General features: G+C 34.4%; 20 protein-coding genes and 1 other annotated feature. Of the genes, 15 read left to right on the forward strand and 5 right to left on the reverse strand.

The annotated features are described in order from the left end of the window. Positions 1-313 precede the first annotated feature (313 nt). The 3 genes from MHH96_RS16185 to MHH96_RS16195 form a co-directional block, all read right to left on the reverse strand. Entirely contained in the window at positions 314-817 is a 504-nt protein-coding gene (locus MHH96_RS16185; protein ID WP_047940200.1) for a GNAT family N-acetyltransferase, read from the reverse strand. A gap of 330 nt (positions 818-1,147) precedes the next feature. Next, positions 1,148-1,399, reverse strand: a complete 252-nt coding sequence (locus tag MHH96_RS16190) for a YueH family protein (RefSeq protein ID WP_047940201.1) — start codon at positions 1,397-1,399, stop codon at positions 1,148-1,150. A gap of 408 nt (positions 1,400-1,807) precedes the next feature. Beyond that, on the reverse strand, positions 1,808-2,005 hold the full coding sequence (locus tag MHH96_RS16195; protein ID WP_082138205.1) for a hypothetical protein: 198 nt from the start codon (positions 2,003-2,005) through the stop codon (positions 1,808-1,810). A 350-nt stretch (positions 2,006-2,355) separates the two neighbouring features. On the opposite strand from MHH96_RS16195, the gene MHH96_RS16200 reads away from it, so the two are divergent. Continuing rightward, complete coding sequence (locus MHH96_RS16200) at positions 2,356-2,541, forward strand: DUF3934 family protein (protein WP_047940202.1); 186 nt, start codon at positions 2,356-2,358, stop codon at positions 2,539-2,541. A 425-nt stretch (positions 2,542-2,966) separates the two neighbouring features. On the opposite strand, the gene MHH96_RS16205 is transcribed toward MHH96_RS16200, so the two are convergent. Then, positions 2,967-3,494, reverse strand: coding sequence for an isochorismatase family protein (locus MHH96_RS16205; RefSeq protein WP_047940203.1), 528 nt, complete (start codon positions 3,492-3,494; stop codon positions 2,967-2,969). Between the two features lie 223 nt (positions 3,495-3,717). On the opposite strand from MHH96_RS16205, the gene MHH96_RS16210 reads away from it, so the two are divergent. The 7 genes from MHH96_RS16210 (at position 3,718) to MHH96_RS16240 (ending at position 8,064) form a co-directional block, all read left to right on the forward strand. Then, positions 3,718-4,188, forward strand: coding sequence for a DinB family protein (locus MHH96_RS16210; protein WP_047940204.1), 471 nt, complete (start codon positions 3,718-3,720; stop codon positions 4,186-4,188). Between the two features lie 46 nt (positions 4,189-4,234). Continuing rightward, positions 4,235-5,050: an alpha/beta fold hydrolase gene (locus MHH96_RS16215; RefSeq protein ID WP_144545896.1), complete on the forward strand. Its 816-nt coding sequence runs from the start codon at positions 4,235-4,237 to the stop codon at positions 5,048-5,050. A gap of 236 nt (positions 5,051-5,286) precedes the next feature. After that, positions 5,287-5,982 carry a TVP38/TMEM64 family protein gene (locus MHH96_RS16220; protein ID WP_047940206.1) on the forward strand — a complete coding sequence of 232 codons (696 nt, stop codon included), beginning with the start codon at positions 5,287-5,289 and terminating at the stop codon, positions 5,980-5,982. A gap of 119 nt (positions 5,983-6,101) precedes the next feature. After that, positions 6,102-6,305, forward strand: coding sequence for a hypothetical protein (locus MHH96_RS16225; RefSeq protein ID WP_047940207.1), 204 nt, complete (start codon positions 6,102-6,104; stop codon positions 6,303-6,305). An 83-nt stretch (positions 6,306-6,388) separates the two neighbouring features. Next, complete coding sequence (locus MHH96_RS16230; protein WP_142300779.1) at positions 6,389-6,856, forward strand: hypothetical protein; 468 nt, start codon at positions 6,389-6,391, stop codon at positions 6,854-6,856. Positions 6,857-6,941: 85 nt separating this feature from the next. Next, positions 6,942-7,154 carry a hypothetical protein gene (locus MHH96_RS16235; RefSeq protein WP_047940209.1) on the forward strand — a complete coding sequence of 71 codons (213 nt, stop codon included), beginning with the start codon at positions 6,942-6,944 and terminating at the stop codon, positions 7,152-7,154. A gap of 46 nt (positions 7,155-7,200) precedes the next feature. Beyond that, the gene (locus MHH96_RS16240) at positions 7,201-8,064 is read left to right on the forward strand and encodes an AraC family transcriptional regulator (RefSeq protein WP_328587746.1); all 864 of its coding nucleotides are present in this window, start codon (positions 7,201-7,203) and stop codon (positions 8,062-8,064) included. A 760-nt stretch (positions 8,065-8,824) separates the two neighbouring features. Here the strand turns inward: MHH96_RS16240 and MHH96_RS16245 are convergent. Next, on the reverse strand, positions 8,825-9,133 hold the full coding sequence (locus MHH96_RS16245) for a hypothetical protein (protein WP_061800535.1): 309 nt from the start codon (positions 9,131-9,133) through the stop codon (positions 8,825-8,827). A gap of 122 nt (positions 9,134-9,255) precedes the next feature. Beyond that, positions 9,256-9,469: a binding site (T-box leader), on the forward strand. A gap of 62 nt (positions 9,470-9,531) precedes the next feature. On the opposite strand from MHH96_RS16245, the gene argS reads away from it, so the two are divergent. The 7 genes from argS to MHH96_RS16280 all read left to right on the forward strand — a co-directional run bounded on the left by argS (position 9,532) and on the right by MHH96_RS16280 (position 18,043). Then, positions 9,532-11,214 (forward strand): arginine--tRNA ligase, encoded by a 1,683-nt coding sequence (gene argS, locus MHH96_RS16250; protein WP_144545894.1) that lies wholly within the window; start codon positions 9,532-9,534, stop codon positions 11,212-11,214. Positions 11,215-11,441: 227 nt separating this feature from the next. Further along, on the forward strand, positions 11,442-12,095 hold the full coding sequence (locus MHH96_RS16255) for a YcnI family copper-binding membrane protein (RefSeq protein WP_144545893.1): 654 nt from the start codon (positions 11,442-11,444) through the stop codon (positions 12,093-12,095). A 1,273-nt stretch (positions 12,096-13,368) separates the two neighbouring features. After that, on the forward strand, positions 13,369-14,805 hold the full coding sequence (gene pdxR / locus MHH96_RS16260; protein ID WP_047940215.1) for a MocR-like pyridoxine biosynthesis transcription factor PdxR: 1,437 nt from the start codon (positions 13,369-13,371) through the stop codon (positions 14,803-14,805). A 163-nt stretch (positions 14,806-14,968) separates the two neighbouring features. Continuing rightward, the gene (locus MHH96_RS16265; RefSeq protein ID WP_047940216.1) at positions 14,969-15,400 is read left to right on the forward strand and encodes a YfmQ family protein; all 432 of its coding nucleotides are present in this window, start codon (positions 14,969-14,971) and stop codon (positions 15,398-15,400) included. 178 nt (positions 15,401-15,578) lie between these two features. After that, positions 15,579-16,709, forward strand: coding sequence for a DNA polymerase III subunit beta (gene dnaN / locus MHH96_RS16270; RefSeq protein WP_144545891.1), 1,131 nt, complete (start codon positions 15,579-15,581; stop codon positions 16,707-16,709). A 92-nt stretch (positions 16,710-16,801) separates the two neighbouring features. Then, a complete protein-coding gene (locus MHH96_RS16275) occupies positions 16,802-17,749 on the forward strand; it encodes a DUF2268 domain-containing putative Zn-dependent protease (protein WP_047940218.1) in 948 nt (315 codons plus the stop codon). Positions 17,750-17,911: 162 nt separating this feature from the next. After that, entirely contained in the window at positions 17,912-18,043 is a 132-nt protein-coding gene (locus MHH96_RS16280) for a hypothetical protein (RefSeq protein WP_268874867.1), read from the forward strand. Positions 18,044-18,270: the final 227 nt, after the last annotated feature.

Genomic DNA, 18,270 nt, shown 5'->3' on the forward strand with positions numbered 1-18,270 from the left:
AATGGTGTCAAAATGCCCATAAAAGGTGGATGGTTTACTCCTCGCAGGATCAAGAAATCCCACCGAGATTAAACCATTTGCCGAAATTCATTCTTTTGATCGTTTATTGAGTTATTTTCCATAAGATAATAATCGTTATTTCAGAAATTAGAAGTAGACGTTTACTTACATAAGGATTCACACACCTTTTTTGAGTGAACCTGCTTGAATAAGCGGATATTTAAAAAAAGCTGAACCATCAGGTATGGAAAAAGGGGAATTGATGATTTCCCTTTTTCTATACTCTATTTACAATAAACTATTATCTATTTACCTATAAAACAAACACAAAATAAGCTTCTTCTTGCTCGGTATCCTCGAAATATTTAATGCCCATATATTGAAAACCAATTTTGCCAAGTACATCTAAGGAAGCCTTGTTCGCAATACTTGCAGAAGCATTTATTTTTTGGATATTCCCTTGCTCTTTTGCGAAGGTTAAACAGGCAATGCCAGCTTCTGTAGCGTACCCTTTATTCCAATTAGGTTTGGAGAAATGGAAAATAAGCTCAGCTTGATCAACGGAATCTTCCATATTAAAGCCTGCTGCTCCAATAACTTGATTGGTTGCCAAATCAATAACACCATAAACGGAGAGTCCAAAATCTTCTTGGCATTGCTGATAAAAGTCAATAACTTGAGGCAGTAATGCAGAGGAAGTGCTGCCGCCACAATATTTCATTACTTCCTCATTTCCCCAAAATTGTTCACATGCATCTATATCTTCTTTTGTTAATAAACGAAAACCTAATCGCTTACTTGTAAAAAGTAAATCCACTATAAAAACTCCTTTAAAAAATTCTATTGTCATTATAATCATTTTAGCGTATGGGAACCAATTCATGCAAAAGTAAATAAAAATACCAGAAGACCGCACAAGTGAAGATATCATTGAACGAAAAATAGAGGATAGGAAAAGTCACGAGGATAACAGATTATATACAATTAGAAAGATAGAATGGTGAAAGGAATTTTATCCTTCTTTTAACGGTTAGCAAGCATCAAACTATTGGAGGGAATTAGATGGGGAATTTGCTGTTAAATCAGAAAGTTACAACCAAACCATCAAGTGGGCGATGAACTTCCACTTGATGGAAGTTTTGATTTATTATGAAGTTTCATATTTACTAATAGAACTTGTGATACTTTCAGCTAGTTGGGAACAGTCACCTTCAAACATGTGAAAAGTTAAGGAATGTAGTAAATGGTCGAATTGATTGTGTGGAGATTCTGCATTGCTTATTTCGGTAGACCAATTAATTTTAGGGATGGAAATAACAAACGAATCAGTTGTTTTCATGATGTATAATTTCGTATCTTTTAGTCCATGTTGGGCAATATCTTCTAATAAAGTAATCATTTCAACAACCTCCCCCTATTTTTATTTCCATTATACTCCTTTTTTTCGACGTTTTTTTCCAATAATAGAATATTTAATAAAATTGTTAAAGAATTGTTATTTTTGAAATAAAAAGAGCAAGGTTCATTTACCAGTTAGTAGACAAAAAGATATTGGGGAAGTAGAATTGCATTTTTATGTATTGCTTGGAGTGAAGAGGGAAGACTCCCTATGGGAAAAGGGAGTTTCAGTCTGAGACCCTGCAGTTTAGCAGGCAAATCGCGGTTCATTCAGATTCAAAGAGATTAATAAATATACTTTACTCAAACTTTCATTTCCAAAATACAGGAGTTTGTCTACAGTTCTGGGTTGATTTTCATATGCTTTTTTCTTTTCATCGTAATGGATAATTAATTAGTTAAATTCCCATTATTTAAAAAACGGGATATTTTGGAAAAATGAAACGGTAAGAATTATCGTGAATATAGAACCAGCAGATGTTAATAAAACGATTTTGCGATTGTTTTGTTCTTTCGATGGCTTCAAAAACTCATATATTTGTATAGACCATATAGCTATTGCTGCTAATGCTATAATCAAGATAACGGTACTATTCGTATTTTTCACTCCTCAAGATAGTTTTTTATTATATAATTTATCATTCGTAGAAGAGATGACTGTCTTACACAACTTATTACGTTTAGACCATTCTCGTCTTCATAAAAGTCATCCTCACCATGTTCTACGGATTTGATAGAAAAAAGGTTTCAACTTTTTAGTGTCATGCTCGGTTATTGGGAAAACGTGAAAGTTGTAGGGAAGAGAAAGCACCAGAAATAAACTCTTGAAAAGGTTAATGTTTCAAACAATAGCAGACTGTTATATACTAATAGTTCATTATGTACGTTTTTTACCAGAATAAAAGGATAAGACTAATTAATGTTACCTAATATATTAGAAAAATCGGAGTTGATTTTATGAGTAAAGCAAAGGCTAAAGGTAAAGGCGGTACAGGCAGAGGAACAGATAAAAAAGGCTGGAATCGTTGGCAGGCTAGTGCCAATAAAGCAAAGAGTAACAAGCCTTATAAAAGCAAAGGGGTTAAGAATCGTAAAAATGCAGAAAATACTAGCAATCCTGCTTCAACCGAAAAAAATAACTAATCTCCATATTAAGATTTTTTTACTGAATAGATAAAGTAGCGATGCTTCCCTTAGGAAGGATCGCTTTGTTTAATTGTCCAATAGAGAACTTTCTTGTACAAGAAAGTTCTCTATTGGAAATGTTATAACCATTTTGCTTTAATAATATGTTTGACGGATGGCATCTCAATAATTCCTTCTCCAGAAGTAAAATGTCCGCCAAAAGGTAATAAAATAAAAGGAATTTCAAGTTTAGTCCACTATTTGTATATGGAAGAGTTCTTAAAGTCTTTTTTTATATCAAAAAGCCAAATTACTTTAGGTGACCCTCCATATCCATCAATTAAGTATAATCTTTTCATTTATTTTTCCTAAACCATGATGTTAGAGTAATAAAAATAGCATGGAAACTGCATCGCATAGCGTATTGTTGTTGAAAGTACTTATTATAATTTCAGTTCTTCATTTATGATTGTTAAAAACCGATTATTCCAAATAGATTCATGGTGGTTAATAATATCAACTGCATTTAAAATGGAGCTGTTAATGGTGCTATGAGTGTTTTGATAAAGGAGATTCTGCTGAAATCCCAAGCTATAGGCTGCTCTGATAGTAGTATCAAGACAAAACTCCGTTTGTGCACCAGCAAAAATAAGCTGTTCGATTTTCTTGCTTTTTAAATAATCCAAAAGTTCTGTTTTGTAAAATGCATCCCATTTAGATTTTCTAATTATCTTATCAGTAGTGGATAACAATAGATTATGATGGAGGTTCCAATCGTCCTTCCCCTCATAAAGCTCGGACTGTTCATTTGGATCTGTATGTTGGATAAAGATAACCTGAATATCTTTTTCGTGTGCTTGATTGATTAGTATATTGATGTTTTTTACTAGTTGAATTCTATCGAATAAATAATTTTCACGATGGTTAAAGAAAATTTCTTGCATGTCGATGATAATAAGTGCCTGTCTCATATAATTACACTTCCTGTTCGTTTCTTTTAAAGTATAGCAAATCGAAAAGGAGCTGGACAAGGACATTTAAGATGGAAGCGATCTAATAGACTTAAAACTTTGGATGGTTTGAATTTTTTCTTGATCAAAAAGTCGGAATTAACGAATATTTATATTGAACTTATGATAGATTCGTCTATAATATAAAAACGAACATATATTCGTTGTAAGGAGGGAGTTAGTAGTGAATACCTATATAAATAGTGCACTAAATCAAATAGAAATAGCTTTAAAAACAACAATCCAAATGGTTGAAGTTATTGAAGAGGCGGACTTACAGAAAAAGCCAGCAAGTAATAAGCGCTCGATAGGTGAGCTTTTAGAGCACATAGCCGTTATTTGTAAGGCTGATTTAATGATATCGAACGGTGCAACACAAAAAGAGATGAATCAATATTATTCGAGTGTTGCATTATTAAGCATACAGGATGTCAAGAGTGCTATTGCAGAAAATTATAAAACTTTAAAAGATATTTATATGAATCTTACAGAAATAGAGTTACAAGAAAGGACTACAGCTTATTGGGGAGCGACCTATACAAGGTACGAGTGGTTGTTAGAAATAGTCGCACATATCTATCATCATAGAGCTCAATTACACACACTGCTTGTCTACTGTTATGGGAAAAACCTGAATATATCATTATTTGAGTAAGGAACTTCCATAGATACATACATTTTATTAATAGGGAGGAAGAAAGATGCCATACTGCAAAGTGAAAAATGCAAACATATATTACGAAGATATAGGAACTGGAATTCCCATTATCATGCTACATGGATTTACGCTAGATCATAGACTCATGAGTGGGTGTATGGAGCCAGTTTTTAGAGAGAAAGACGGATGGAGACGGATATATTTGGATTTACCTGGCATGGGGAAAACCATGGATTATGACTTAATCAGTAATTCTGATGAAATGTTAAAAGCAGTTGCAAATTTTATAGATATAAACATTTCCAATCAACCTTTTCTGATTATAGGAGAATCCTATGGCGGCTACTTAACTAGAGGAATCATCAAGCTTTATAAAGAGCAAATATTAGGCGCAGCATTCATTTGCCCGATGATTTTACCAGATAAAGAAAAGAGAACACTTCCAGAACACACGATTGTTTATGCAGATAATGAATTTTTATCAAACTTAGTAGAAGAAGAACGTAACAATTTCAAAACCAATCAAGTAGTTTTAGATGAGTACAATTGGAAACGATATAAGGATGAAATTTTATCCGGATGCAATATAGCGAATACAGCATTTTTGAATAAAATTCAAAAGAACTACGGATTTTCCTTTCCAGTCGATGATGTCCTATTTCAAAAACCAACTGTCTTCTTACTAGGAAAACAAGATTCGGTAGTCGGATATGAAGATGCGTTTGCAATTTTAGGGAATTATCCCCGAGCAACATTTGCAATTTTAGATCGAGCCGGGCATAATTTGCAGATTGAACAGGCAAAGTTATTTACTGCGCTTATGAATGAATGGTTAGATAGGGTAGAAGAGGACATGTAGGAAAAAATAGTTTGATAGAATGGGAATAAAGTATAGTAAAAAAAGTAGTTATGTTTATGTAAAACTTAACTGCTTTTTATGTACTTACTTATTTTTTTTAGATAAGAAATAATCCCCCCTGATTGAAAAATAGAAGAAACGGGTAGAAAACAGATAATATAAAAAAACAAAAGGAAGAAATCTGTAGAAAATGAATCATCTAAGTGTACCACTCTTTAGAATATGACATATAATTTATGAAAAAGGTGATTTATATAAAACATTTTTGGAAGCCATTTACGTTTTTTGTGACAATCAGCCTCTTTATTATCTTTTTCCGATACACTGATATTTTTCAGGCGATTCGTGAAGGGGAGTTAAATTCAGTCACATCTGCATTTAAAGAGAATATTTCTTATGCACTTATTGTCAGTTTATTCCTTATGATTATTCAAAATAGCTTTACCGTTATTCCTTTAATTTTAGTAATTACCCTCAATTTTTACTCATTTGGCTTCATTTATGGCTTTCTATGGAGCTGGTTTTCTAGCATCATTTCTGCAATCATTATCTTCTTAGCCATTCGTTTTTGGTTCCAAGATTTTGTGATCAAAAAAGTGCAAAATCACCAAGAAATGTTAGATAAAATCGAACAAAAAGGGATGCGCTATGTGTTCTATGGAAGGGTTTTTCCGTTCTTCCCGACAAGTATTTTAAATATCATTGCTGGTATAAGCAAAATATCGATACGTCCTTTTACTATCGGTACAGCAATAGGTAATTTCTTTTACTTTTTTATCCTTGCGTTAATTCCTTATGGTGTATTCTCTACAGATATTAATCCATTAGCATTAATTGTAATTATTCTACTGATAACAGGGATTTTCTATTATTTCAGTAAAAAGAAGCCTTCCGTTATGGAAAGAGTAAAGGAAATAAGGAAAAGAGCATAAATTAATCTATCCGAAAGGTAGTTTGCTACTTTTCGGCTTTTTTAATTGAAAAAATATGAAACTATTTCCAATCAGCCTACGTATATAAAATAGAACAGCAAGTGAGGGAGGAATGAAGTATGTTTGGAATTATTATGTTGGTATTTGTGGCAATCGTCGTGGCTCAAATTTTTTCCCGCAAAGAAAAGACAAACAATATAAATAACCATCATTATCCGCCTTTTCAGGGAAATCCAGGAGATAGCTCACAAGCGTCTTTCTTTGATGGAGGAAATGACTGTGGATCCTCGTTTGATAGTGGAGGAAGCTGTGGGGGAGAATAAGAATAATATCGCTGGAATTTTCTATTTATAAAGAAAAATCGAAACTTTTCTGCAATATCAATCGTCCAATATATAAAAGAGGAATGAAAGGGGACAAAAAGGTTCACATGTTTATGGTGGTAACAATAATTGCTTTTATTTTTGCCTGTATTTGGGTTCTAATGGATACGATTTATTTTTCCAAGCCACCAAAACCTGAGGTATTATGGAAGAATAATAGAATTCCGACAACAATTGGTTCTAATTGCTGGCAAGGTTCATTAAAAGGATCTTGTGTTGATTATGTCTATGCATCTCCATGGGATATGGGGTTACAAAATGGTTCTGTGAAAGTGGAACCGAATTCAACGATTACCATCGATTTTAATAAAAAGCCATTAGCTGGATCTTTACAGGTTGCAGAAGTGTTTGAAGATGGAGAAGAGGAATTTATTAAAGTAGATAAAAATAAAATGACAGTGCCAGCCAAAAAAGGAACATATGTTTATATGATTTATGCTAAATGGGATCAAGGAAATCCCAATTATACGTTTTCTATTAGGGTCGAATAAGGTTGTCTAAACCTAGAGCTAGGGATAGACAGCCTATTTTATCGTGACGATACATATTTTATCTATAAAAAAGGAAGGGAAATGAATGAAAAATCATCCAATATTCAATTTGTTGATCACACTAGTGTTTTTAATACTATTTATTGCCAGTAAGAAGCTATTTGCCAATTACTTAGCAGCACTTATTATTTTTGGTGCCTTTTTTTGTATTTACTTAGGGCGGTCTATCCTTTCTTTAATCCGATATATTGATGAGAAGAAAACCAAGGATATATCTGTCAAAAGCAAGCATAAATGAACAGGAAAACCAACAGTAATCCATGTATGCTATTTTTAAGGATGTGATGAATGTGACATGGTTGGAAGGGTTACAAAAGGCATTAATATATATCGAAAATAATTTGGAAGAAAAGCTTGAAATAGAAGCGATTGCGCGTGTCGCAAATGTTTCAATATTTCACTTTCAACGAACATTTACAATCCTTACGGAAATACCAGTGGGAGAGTATATTAGGCGACGCAGACTATCAATGGCTGGTCAAAGCTTGCTTCATTCAAGAGAAAAGATAATCGATATTGCATTAAGATATGGATATGATACACCAGAAGCATTTACGAAAGCATATCGCAGACAGCATGGAGTTACACCAAGTGAAACGAGACGAGGAATTGGTAGTCTAAAAATATACAATCCACTAGTCATTCAAGTACAGCTGAAAGGGGCAGAACCAATGAAAGTAAAAGTAGTGGAGAAAGAGGCATTTACGATTGTCGGGATGAAAAAATCTTATACTTTTAAGGAAGATGAAAATCTCCGTGAGATTCCAAAACTCTGGGATGAAGTTAATAAGAATGGAACAGTGAACGAGCTTCTGATGCTGACTAGGGGAGAAATTCCAGGTGTTCTTGGCGTTTGTGTAGAGGAGTCAGAAGCAGCGGGTAAGGATATGGATTACTGGATAGCGGTTGCAACAGAGGATAAATCTGAAAAATATGATCAGCTCGTTATTTCAGCATCCAAGTGGGCAGTTTTTGAGGTGCATGGACCAATGCCGCAAAGTATGCAGAAGGTTTGGAAGCAAATATATTCGGAATGGATGCCGTCCAGTGGTTATCAACAAGCAGGATTTATTTCCTTTGAACGCTATACAGATGATGATCCGTCAAGCGAAAATTGCTACTCTGAAATATGGATTCCAGTTAAATAACAAAAAGCGATGGAATGACTATGCGGGCATAGTGTCAAATTCCATCGTTTTTTTGATATTTAAGGATGATTGTTATAGGGGGGGATATGTCAGTTAAGAGAGAGGGATGCTAGACTTGGAGTATAGCAAGGAGATTCAGTATTTTAATAGATTGAAAACCATTTTATAGAGGAACCGAGGGGAAAGTGGTGTTCATAAAGGGGATGAACCCTATAATTTTGAGGAAGCAAGGGGAAAAATGCGTTCATAAAGGGAATGAACACCATTATTCAAAGAAACCGGGGAAAAAATACGTTCATAAAGGGAATGAACACCATTATTTAAAGAAACCGGGGAAAAAAGGTGTTCATAAAGGGGATGAACACCTTTTTTCAAAGGAACCAAGGGAAAAGTAGCGTTCAAAAGCACAGTAGTTTAGCCGACAAAACTAGATGCACCTCCATTGTTCCCGATCGGTGCATTTCCCTTTGCCTCCATGCACTACTCGTTATCTGTTGTAAAACTATTATTTGCTGATGCTTGCCGCCAGTATCTGTATTTGCTAATGCACTGGCATTAGTAGGAGCTTGTCCTAACATAGCTCTTTTCTCGGTTGGAGCGTCTCTATAAGATTCTTTCCCATGATGGATTAGCAGTAACCTTCGCAATCTGGCGAAAAAATAAACAAATAAGCATAGCGGAATAATATCAACAGCATAAAAAAGCAGCAACTAGAATTTCTCTAAATGGATGGAATCTAGTTGCTGCCTTTTTTCTGAAATCAATAATAGGGATAATATCCGTAAGTAGAATAAGCGGGATTATAGCCATATGGTTGTGAGTATGCTGGGAAATGCTGACCATAATTCCAATGGTGTTGAATAGCAGGGCTATGATGAAAAGGCGTATAAAATAGAGGGTTGCCTCCAGCAAAGCTAGCTGATGGTGTAACTGCACCAAGGGGGATAGCCCCGATTCCCACTGCGCCATGCCCCACGCCTGCAAAACCACCGGCTCCAACAGGACCAACTGCACCAATAGGACCAACGGCCCCAATATGTCTGTCAAAAGCTCGATTTTGAGTATTCATAAATGTTTCACCTCCTCCATTACTATATGTAAACGGAAATGATTGGCGCTTGTCTTTCTTTTATAAAAATAAAAAAGTATTGGATTCTTCCGAAAAGTGTGTGTATAATAAGAAAAAAATATAGGAAATCGTAGAAAAAGAGAGTAGCTGGTTGTAAAGCAATAGCGAATTAGGGATGGTGGAAGCCTAATGTGGAGCAAGCAGTGAAACGCACTTTGGAGATATCATGCTGAAAAGGAGTAGGCATGATCGGTAACAGGCCGTTAACTGATTTAAGTGGTTATGAAAATAACAATTAGAGTGGTACCGCGGGAATTATAAGCTCTCGCCTCTTCGTATGAAGGGGCGGGAGTTTTTTTATTTTATTAAAATATCTAATATAGAAAAGGAGAATATAGATGAACATCAAATCAGAACTAGCAAACGTATTAGCAACACAATTAGATGTAGAATTATCACCAGAAACGATTGAACAGTTATTGGAAAAACCGAAATATGATCATTTAGGAGATCTCGCTTTTCCTTGTTTTACACTTGCCAAAAAATTGCGGAAAGCACCTACGTTAATTGCGGAAGAGTTTTCTCAAAAGATAGAATCTCAGCTGATTGATCATGTCGAAGTGGTAGGAGCTTATATTAATATTTTTTTAAATCAGCAATTAATTGCCTCTAAAGTAATCAAGGAGGTTCTCGAACAAAAGGAGCATTATGGGGATTTACCTACGAATAAAGGAGTCATGACAATTGATTTGTCTTCACCTAATATTGCAAAGCCGTTTTCCATGGGGCATTTGCGTTCCACTGTTATCGGCAATGCTCTTGGCCTTATTGCCGAGAAAAATGGCTACACACCGATTCGCATTAATCATCTTGGTGATTGGGGGACCCAGTTTGGTAAATTAATCGTCGCCTATAAACGATGGGGAAACGAAGAGGAAGTGCAGAAGAATCCTATTAAAGAATTATTAAAGCTGTACGTGAAGTTTCATGAAAAAGCAGATGAAGACCCCTCGCTAAATGAAGAAGGGAGAAAATGGTTTAACTATCTAGAACAGGGAAATGAAGAAGCCATTAATCTTTGGAAATGGTTTCGAAAAGAATCGTTAGAAGAGTTTAATAAAATCTATCAACTATTAGGAATTACATTTGATTCAAATGATGGCGAAGCTTTTTTTAACGACAAGATGGGAAGGGTTGTCGAGTTATTAAAGGAGAAGCAGCTTTTAGTAGAATCAGAAGGGGCACAAGTAGTAGAGCTTGAAGACTTCCCACCGTGTTTAATCAAAAAGAAAGACGGTGCGACACTTTATGCCACACGGGATTTAGCTGCAGCGATCTATCGTCAAGAAAACTATCATTTTGTGAAAAGTTTATACGTAGTAGGAAATGAACAAACTCTCCATTTTAAGCAGCTATTTCAAGTGTTAGAGAAAATGGGCTATGATTGGGCAGAAGGGATGGCTCATATTCCATTTGGTATGATGCTGAAAGACGGCAAGAAGATGTCAACGAGAAAAGGGAAAGTTGTTTTATTAGAAGAAGTGCTTCAAGCAGCTATTCAATTAGCGGAGAAAAATATCGAAGAAAAAAACCCTTCTCTTGAAAATAAAGAAGAAGTGGCAAAACAAGTAGGAACAGGAGCAATTATCTTTCATGACTTAAAGCATTATCGCCTAACAGATATTGAGTTTTCTCTAGAAGATATGTTGAAGTTTGAAGGAGAAACAGGACCATATATCCAATACACACATGCAAGAGCCTGTTCCTTACTGCGGAAAGGTAATTTCTACCCACCAGCTAATATAGACCAATTACAATGGGATCAGCTAAGTTTTCCAATTGTAAAGCTCTTAATGGACTTTCCGACAATTGTGGAAAAGGCGATTGTGCAATATGATCCTTCTGAAGTGGCAAAGTACGTTATTGATTTAGCAAAAACATTTAATAAATATTATGCGCATGTTCAAATTTTAGAGGAAAATAGCGGAAAAGAAGCGAGACTTTCTCTCGTATATGCTGTAACACTTGTTTTGAAAGAAGGCTTAAGATTACTAGGAATTGCCGCACCAGAGGCAATGTAATAGAAAGATAACCCCCTTGATTAAAGATGAATTATTTTGGCTAAAATGGGGAATAGGTCATTTAAAAGTACATTTGTCATAAAATGTTCACAGAATAGACATAATCCAAGCTGTTTTTTCTTTGAACGAAGTATCTCTATTTGATATGATGAAAGAGGTTAACACATTCAAAGTAGTGTTAACCTCTCTTTTTGCAAAACTGCAGAAATAAGGAAGGGAGATTTGAAATGATACATAAAAAGAAATTTTTATCTGGATTAGTAGCATTAGCGGCTGTCTTCTTTATAGCATTACCAGTCAGCGCCCATGTTACCGTGAATCCATCCCAATCTACTACAGAGGCTTGGGAAACGTATACTGTAAGAATTCCAGTTGAAAAAGATGTGGATACAACAAAAGTGACGATTAAAATTCCAGATAATGTGGAGTTTAAAATGTATGAACCTGTCGATGGCTGGAAAACGACTACAACTACCGATGATAATGATAAAGTGGCAACTGTAACTTGGGAGGCTGAATCAGAAGAGACAGCGATTAAGGCTGGTCAATACCGCGACTTTACCTTTAGAGCACAAAATCCCAAAGAGCCTGGCGATATTGCATGGGATGCATTCCAGTACTATGCAGATGGCAGCATTGTGGAATGGACTGGAGACAGTGATGCAGAACTACCTCATTCTATCACTAGTATTGCTCAATCCAATGAAACGGTTGACAGTCATGGACATAGCACAAAAACGGATGATGCAGCAGTTGATCAACAGGAAGACAAAGATGCCGAGCATGCAAATGAAGGTACTAATATAAATACGATTTTATCGATTATCGCTATTGTTTTATCACTAGCTGCGATTGTAATAACTTTTATAAGAAAAAAATAAGAACTAGCTAAAGAGTTCATTCCTAAGGAAGAGATTAACTTCAAGGAATGGACTTTTTCTTTTTACTCTATAGTAAATTATTCCACTACAAGCTTATGAGAATTTAGCGAAATAGGTAGGGAGTGATTAACCACAGTATTATTTATATTCCACAAAATAAATAGTACATTACGAAATAGAAAAAAGGAATGATTATGCAAAATCCATTACGATTTATATCTAGTGTATATTTAGTACTTGTATCAGTTGGCTTAATTGCTCACGTTGAAATAATTACAGGAAAAAAGAAATGCGTGGAATAGCGTCCTGTTAACGGTGCTTGATGTGCCGCTGTATGTGTTCATACTTCACATAATTAATGTAATCATACATACAAATTCATACATTAAAATAGTAAAACGGTATAGCAGCACAATACAATACTATTATTTCTTATTACCATTAGGTTTATATATGTTATTAGTACTTTTACAACGGAAAGAATTTGTTTTCTGGTCGTAATTAACCTATCTGAAAGACTATAATATATTTTGCTTCGAGGCCGTGCTTTTTTTATGTTTACTGTGCAGCAATTTACGGTTATTCTCTATGGGGATATTAAGCACCATACTATGCCCAATCGTGATTTTATTAGGTTTCTTTTTTCCCTTGCAAATAGGGAGAATAAAAACTATGAATTATTATTACCGGTATTAGAAAATGGATGTATGCCTGTTTCAAAAGGGCTCATATATACGCTTATCCTAAATTTTCAGGATTGTCCACATATAAGGCTGCAATGTAACCGCAGTGACAACAATATTCTGCCGATATTGGAGAAGGTTTCTTTCCAAGGTTTTTTCGGGATACATATGAACTTGACCAACAGTAGCTGCCATTACCCCTTTTTTTATTTCATCGCTGTTGCATTTCGGGCATATATCATTTTTTTCATACGAGAGTCCTCCTTGTTAATGTTGTCTCTATATTTTCATTGTAACATAGTAAATTCCTTCCTGAAAAATATCAAATTTACAAAAAGGTTGCTATCATAAATATTAGTGGAACTAGATCAAATTATCCGATGCTATCCAGAGCCTATGAGATATTCTCGATTTTATTAGTAAAAACAGTTGGATTTAGTGAATTCAATGAATGATAAGATAAAAAGGGTATGCCGTTTCTAAAAGGTTCAATGTTGTTTAAAGATGAGAAATTAAGCTATAATGAAACAACATAAAAATGAGACAGCTGTCTTTATGGAGACAAAATATAGTAAAGAAGTGTGGAAACAATGGAGTGGAAACCTAATCGACAAGTAAAAAAAGCAATATATAAGCAGCTGGCGGAGTATATAGAAAATGGTATCGCAGATGGATCCTTTCCCTTAGATAAACCGCTGCCATCGGAAAGAAAGCTAGCAAAACTGCTAGAATTAAATAGAAGTACGGTAGTTGCTGCATATGATGAGTTAGAGTCGAATGGATTAATTGAAAGAAAACGCGGCAGCGGAACAATGATAAGTAAAGATATATGGGGAATAACCAAAAAACGTGTACCTAGCTGGAATCGTTATATAGAAGCGGGATCTTTTCTTCCTAATCTACCTGTCATGCAGCGGATACGAAAAGAAATGACGGAACATGACCTGATTAATTTAGCAAGCGGGGAACTTTCGGAAGATCTTTTCCCCTTAAGTTCATTGCGGAAAATTACTTCTGACCGAGCTTACATAGGATCATTGGGATACGATCATCCACAAGGAAGTGAAGTGCTAAGAAAGACCATTGCAAATCATATGGAGAAATATCGTGGTTTACAAACAACGCCTTCTTCTATATTGATTACATCTGGAGCCCAGCAGGCTTTACATTTGGTTATTCAATGCTTGCTGAAACCTGGCGATGCGGTAGCAATGGAAGATCCATCTTATCATTATAGTCTTCCGCTATTTGAATCAGCCGGAGTTAAACCTTATTATTTGACTGCAGATGAAAATGGCATAAAACCTGACGATTTAATCTTATTATACAGAAAACACCGAATTAAGATGATATTTCTAAACCCAGCTTTCCAAAATCCATCTGGCGTATCTCTCGGTCAAAAAAGAAGAAGAGAGATTTTAGAAATTTCTTCTCAATATGGTATTCCCGTTGTAGAGGATGATCCATATAGCTTAACTTCTTTTAGCGGAAAGCCATTGCTTCCGCTAAAATCGATGGATCAAAATGGCAATGTATTATATATAAGCTCTCTCTCCAAAATTGTCGCCTCTGGTCTGCGAATTGGCTGGATTATAGGACCTAAGCCGGTGATAGAAAGGTTATCCGACGCTAAGCAGCAGATTGATTTTGGCCATTCTAGTTATTCTCAATGGGTAGCAAACGACTTCTTAGAATCACCCTCCTTTGCAGTCCATTTAGATAATTTAGTTAAACAACTTGAAAGCAGAAGAAATCAAATCATCGAAAGCTTGAATACCTACTTAAAAGGAGAAATGGAATTTCTAACACCAAATGGTGGGATTCATCTGTGGTGTAAAATAAAAAACGAAGTCAATGAAAATCGCTTATTAGAAGAGTCGTTAAAAAATGGTGTTATTTATGCGCCTGGATCTACAATGGGTTCAAACGCTAACTATGTTCGTTTTACGTATGCGAAAGAAACAGAAAGCAATATTGATGAGGGGATAAGGAGATTTGCTGCAGCGCTTAAATCCAGTAAAGAATAATGAGGGAAGGATGCAAGGATAAAGCGTGCATCTTATTTTTATCGCATGAGATAAAAAGTGGATGGTCAACTTATATGGAAATTGGATGGTCTATTTAGAGAGAAAATTTAGTACTATAAATAACGTAGAAATATTAATTGAATAAGTAATGGAGTGAATGGAAATGACCTGGATTACTATTATAGCCTTAGTGTTCTTTTGTATAATAAAAATTTTAATGACGTGCTTGCCAACAGGAGTAGTGGATTGGCTGCTGGATAAATATAAATTGCATTTAAAACTTAATAACATGGAAACAGAAATAATCTACAATGAAATGAAAATAGATGGAGAGAATAAAGAAGCAATTATTAAGATATTCAACGAAGCGATTGTTAGAGAAAAGTATAGTTTATATCCAGGAAGTGAAGAAGCATATCTTAATGCTAAAAATGCGGAGTATTCTCTTGTTATTCATACCAAAAAAGGGAATAAGAACATAAACTTATTTTTGAATAGTTATCAAGACCATGTAGATATTGTGAAAAAGTACAAAAATAAAATGGTTGCATATAGCACCTATCCACTTCAACTAGATGTTTTAACTAAAAAATAAAATATATTTTTACAAATTTATAAAAAGCTATTAAAGGGCTAAGCCATTTGCTGCTGCCACTTTAGTAGTTTTTTTATGCATTTTTTTAAAAATCAATTTATTAAACAATAATGACAAGGGAATTGGCAAAAAATGTCGAATTTAATACGTATAATTTTATTTTGGAGTGTTGCATATAATGGAATTTCTTGTTGAAAGTGAGTACTTTAATAGAGCGATAACAGATGTGAGCAAAGCAGTATCTCAGAAAACGCCATTTCCTATTCTTTCAGGTATCAAAATAATGGCTACTAAAGAATCATTAATTGTTATAGGAAGTAATGCTGATATCATTATTGAACAAGTAATTCCGATGGAAATAGATGGAGTACAAGTGCTAGAAGTAAAGGAGGTAGGCAGTGTTGTACTATCAGCAAAATATTTAAGTGAACTTGTGAGAAAATTGCCAGGGAAAATTCATCTAACAGTAAACGAAAAGCAAATAGCTACGCTTAAAGCGGATGAAATCGTGACAACACTTAATGGTTTTCATGCAGAAGAATATCCCACGCTTCCAAGTATGGAAGAAACAACACATATTAGAATGCAAAGCACCGATTTAATCGAGATGATCAACCAGACAGCTTTTGCTGTATCAAAAAGTGAAGCGAGAGCCGTTTTGACTGGCGTTAATATGTTATTCGAAGAAACAAAACTTACATGTGTAGCTACTAATTCTCATCGACTAGCATGGAGAGAGCTTCCGATTGAATCTGGTGTAAGTGGTGCATTCATCGTGCCAAGTACAAGCCTCCATGAGCTTACTAAGTTAATGCAGAAAACAACGGGAATGATTAAATTATTTGCTACAGATCGCTATATTGTATTTAAAACGAATTCAACTACTCTTTATTCTCGATTAATCGAAGGGAATTATCCAAATGTTGCTGGATTATTCTCCAAAAATGCAAGGACAATGATTACTGTTAATACAAAACAGCTGTTAAAAGGAGTAGATCGAGCTTGTCTTTTTGCAAGTGAGTGGAAGAATAACAATGTCCATATGGAAATAAAAGATGGTTTGAAATTAAAAATCACCTCTAATTCTTCAGAAATAGGAAAAATAGAAGAAACGCAACCGATCAATAAGCTTTCTGGAGAAACAGATTTAAGCATTTCTCTAGATGGAAGCTTCCTTATTGATGCATTAAAGGCAATTAAGGAAGAAGAAATAAAAATCAGTTTCGGAGGTACAATGAGACCAATATTGATGGAACCAGTTGGAAACAATTCATATATGCATTTGATTTCTCCTGTACGCTCCTGTTAGAGATTATAGATTGCTGATATGTATTGGATTTTAAATTTTCTGAAACCTTTGAGATGTTACATTCGTAATTAATCAAAAGGGGAGGGGAATATATGCAAAAACTTGGAGCTGTTGTTATTCTGTTTTCTTTCCTTCTATTAATCTCTTGTGAACTGAAAGAGACGATAAAAGAAGAGAGTGAATCAGATAATATTTATTTTACTTTTAAACATCCTGAAACAGACCAAGAATATGAGATTGTGCATGCTTATAAACTTTATAAAAAATATGAGAAGAGAATGAAAGAAGATTCAGCTACGCCGAACTTTTTGCTGTTTGATGAGGAGGTGATAGAACCAATTGTAGATGCGTGCTATAAAAATGCAGAATTTTTTGTAGGTAATTTTGACCTTACTGTAAAAGCACCAGAAAATATGGAGGAAGTTAATAATATTATTAAAACAATGGATGAGAAGCAGCTTAATAAGGCAATTCAAGAGGCACTCCTTAAATCATCAGATTACATCCCATCAGAAAAGAAGACGAATATTTGTATTTTCCCTATAGAAGAAGATCACATTACCCAAAGTATGGATACTTGGGGCGCTGGAATGATAAGTTTTTACTATAATAATAAGTTTTATACCGAAGAGTTTATCAAGACAACGATTGCTCATGAATATAATCACAGTGTATGGTTTGAGAAATATTATAAAAAAGAAGAGGAAGAAACAGTTTTAGATCGATTAATTTTGGAAGGAAAAGCAGTTATGTTTCAGAAATTAGTCTACCCAGATATTGACGTAGATAATTTATATTACAACTTTAAACTAGATTTTTGGAATAAAATTGAACCAGATTTGCAAACGTACGATTTAAAGAGAGCGCAGGAAATATTGATTGGTGGAAACGGATTACCATACAACTATGGTTATAGTGAGGGCTATAATATGGTAAGAACATATTTAAATAAGCATCCTGACATAACACCAGAAGAATGGACTGGACTTACTAGTAAAGAAATATATGAAGAGGGAAATTACATAGAGAACTACCAGTAAGTAATTTGTATGGAGATAAACGTTTCTTCATTGAAAGAAATAAAGAATTGGAAGCGTATTAAGAAGAGACGTTATGTCATCAGTTTAGATAACTTTTTTTAGAATCTTGATGTTAAGTAAAAATATCCATTTAGATAATAAAAAGAGAGTAGTGGTGTATTTATGGAGTTTATTATAGCGATGGGGCTGATAATATTAGCCATTACGTGTTTATCTATAGAAGTAAAGCTAAGAAAATTAACGGAACAAAACAAGGAAATTTTAGAATTGTTGAAAAGGAAAAAGGAAAAATAATCTGTTTAGTAGAAGCGTTTTTGTAGCTATTGTACTTTTGTTTTAGCGACGTATTTTTGTGATAAAAAGACCACTTCTAAATAGAGGGATTTTTTCAAAAAGGAATCAGGAGGAGAACTGTTCTTAATTATATGCCCTAACATGATATTTTTTAATTTAAGGAGATAGTAAAATGTGTAAACGCAAGATTGGAATTTGATTATATGACTATGTTGATCTTTAGATTT

The sequence above is a fragment of the Niallia sp. FSL K6-0212 genome (assembly GCF_038007605.1).
GTDB classification, from domain to species: domain Bacteria; phylum Bacillota; class Bacilli; order Bacillales; family Cytobacillaceae; genus Niallia; species Niallia circulans.

Bases quoted from the DNA above. Each gene is read 5' to 3' on its own strand.
- MHH96_RS16190 (WP_047940201.1), bottom strand. From the start codon at position 1,399: ATGATTACTTTATTAGAAGATATTGCCCAACATGGACTAAAAGATACG.
- MHH96_RS16200 (WP_047940202.1), top strand. From the start codon at position 2,356: ATGAGTAAAGCAAAGGCTAAAGGTAAAGGCGGTACAGGCAGAGGAACA.
- MHH96_RS16205 (WP_047940203.1), bottom strand. From the start codon at position 3,494: ATGAGACAGGCACTTATTATCATCGACATGCAAGAAATTTTCTTTAAC.
- MHH96_RS16215 (WP_144545896.1), top strand. From the start codon at position 4,235: ATGCCATACTGCAAAGTGAAAAATGCAAACATATATTACGAAGATATA.
- MHH96_RS16220 (WP_047940206.1), top strand. From the start codon at position 5,287: ATGAAAAAGGTGATTTATATAAAACATTTTTGGAAGCCATTTACGTTT.
- MHH96_RS16225 (WP_047940207.1), top strand. From the start codon at position 6,102: ATGTTTGGAATTATTATGTTGGTATTTGTGGCAATCGTCGTGGCTCAA.
- MHH96_RS16230 (WP_142300779.1), top strand. From the start codon at position 6,389: ATGAAAGGGGACAAAAAGGTTCACATGTTTATGGTGGTAACAATAATT.
- MHH96_RS16235 (WP_047940209.1), top strand. From the start codon at position 6,942: ATGAAAAATCATCCAATATTCAATTTGTTGATCACACTAGTGTTTTTA.
- MHH96_RS16240 (WP_328587746.1), top strand. From the start codon at position 7,201: ATGAATGTGACATGGTTGGAAGGGTTACAAAAGGCATTAATATATATC.
- MHH96_RS16245 (WP_061800535.1), bottom strand. From the start codon at position 9,133: ATGAATACTCAAAATCGAGCTTTTGACAGACATATTGGGGCCGTTGGT.
- argS (WP_144545894.1), top strand. From the start codon at position 9,532: ATGAACATCAAATCAGAACTAGCAAACGTATTAGCAACACAATTAGAT.
- MHH96_RS16255 (WP_144545893.1), top strand. From the start codon at position 11,442: ATGATACATAAAAAGAAATTTTTATCTGGATTAGTAGCATTAGCGGCT.
- pdxR (WP_047940215.1), top strand. From the start codon at position 13,369: ATGGAGTGGAAACCTAATCGACAAGTAAAAAAAGCAATATATAAGCAG.
- MHH96_RS16265 (WP_047940216.1), top strand. From the start codon at position 14,969: ATGACCTGGATTACTATTATAGCCTTAGTGTTCTTTTGTATAATAAAA.
- dnaN (WP_144545891.1), top strand. From the start codon at position 15,579: ATGGAATTTCTTGTTGAAAGTGAGTACTTTAATAGAGCGATAACAGAT.
- MHH96_RS16275 (WP_047940218.1), top strand. From the start codon at position 16,802: ATGCAAAAACTTGGAGCTGTTGTTATTCTGTTTTCTTTCCTTCTATTA.
- MHH96_RS16280 (WP_268874867.1), top strand. From the start codon at position 17,912: ATGGAGTTTATTATAGCGATGGGGCTGATAATATTAGCCATTACGTGT.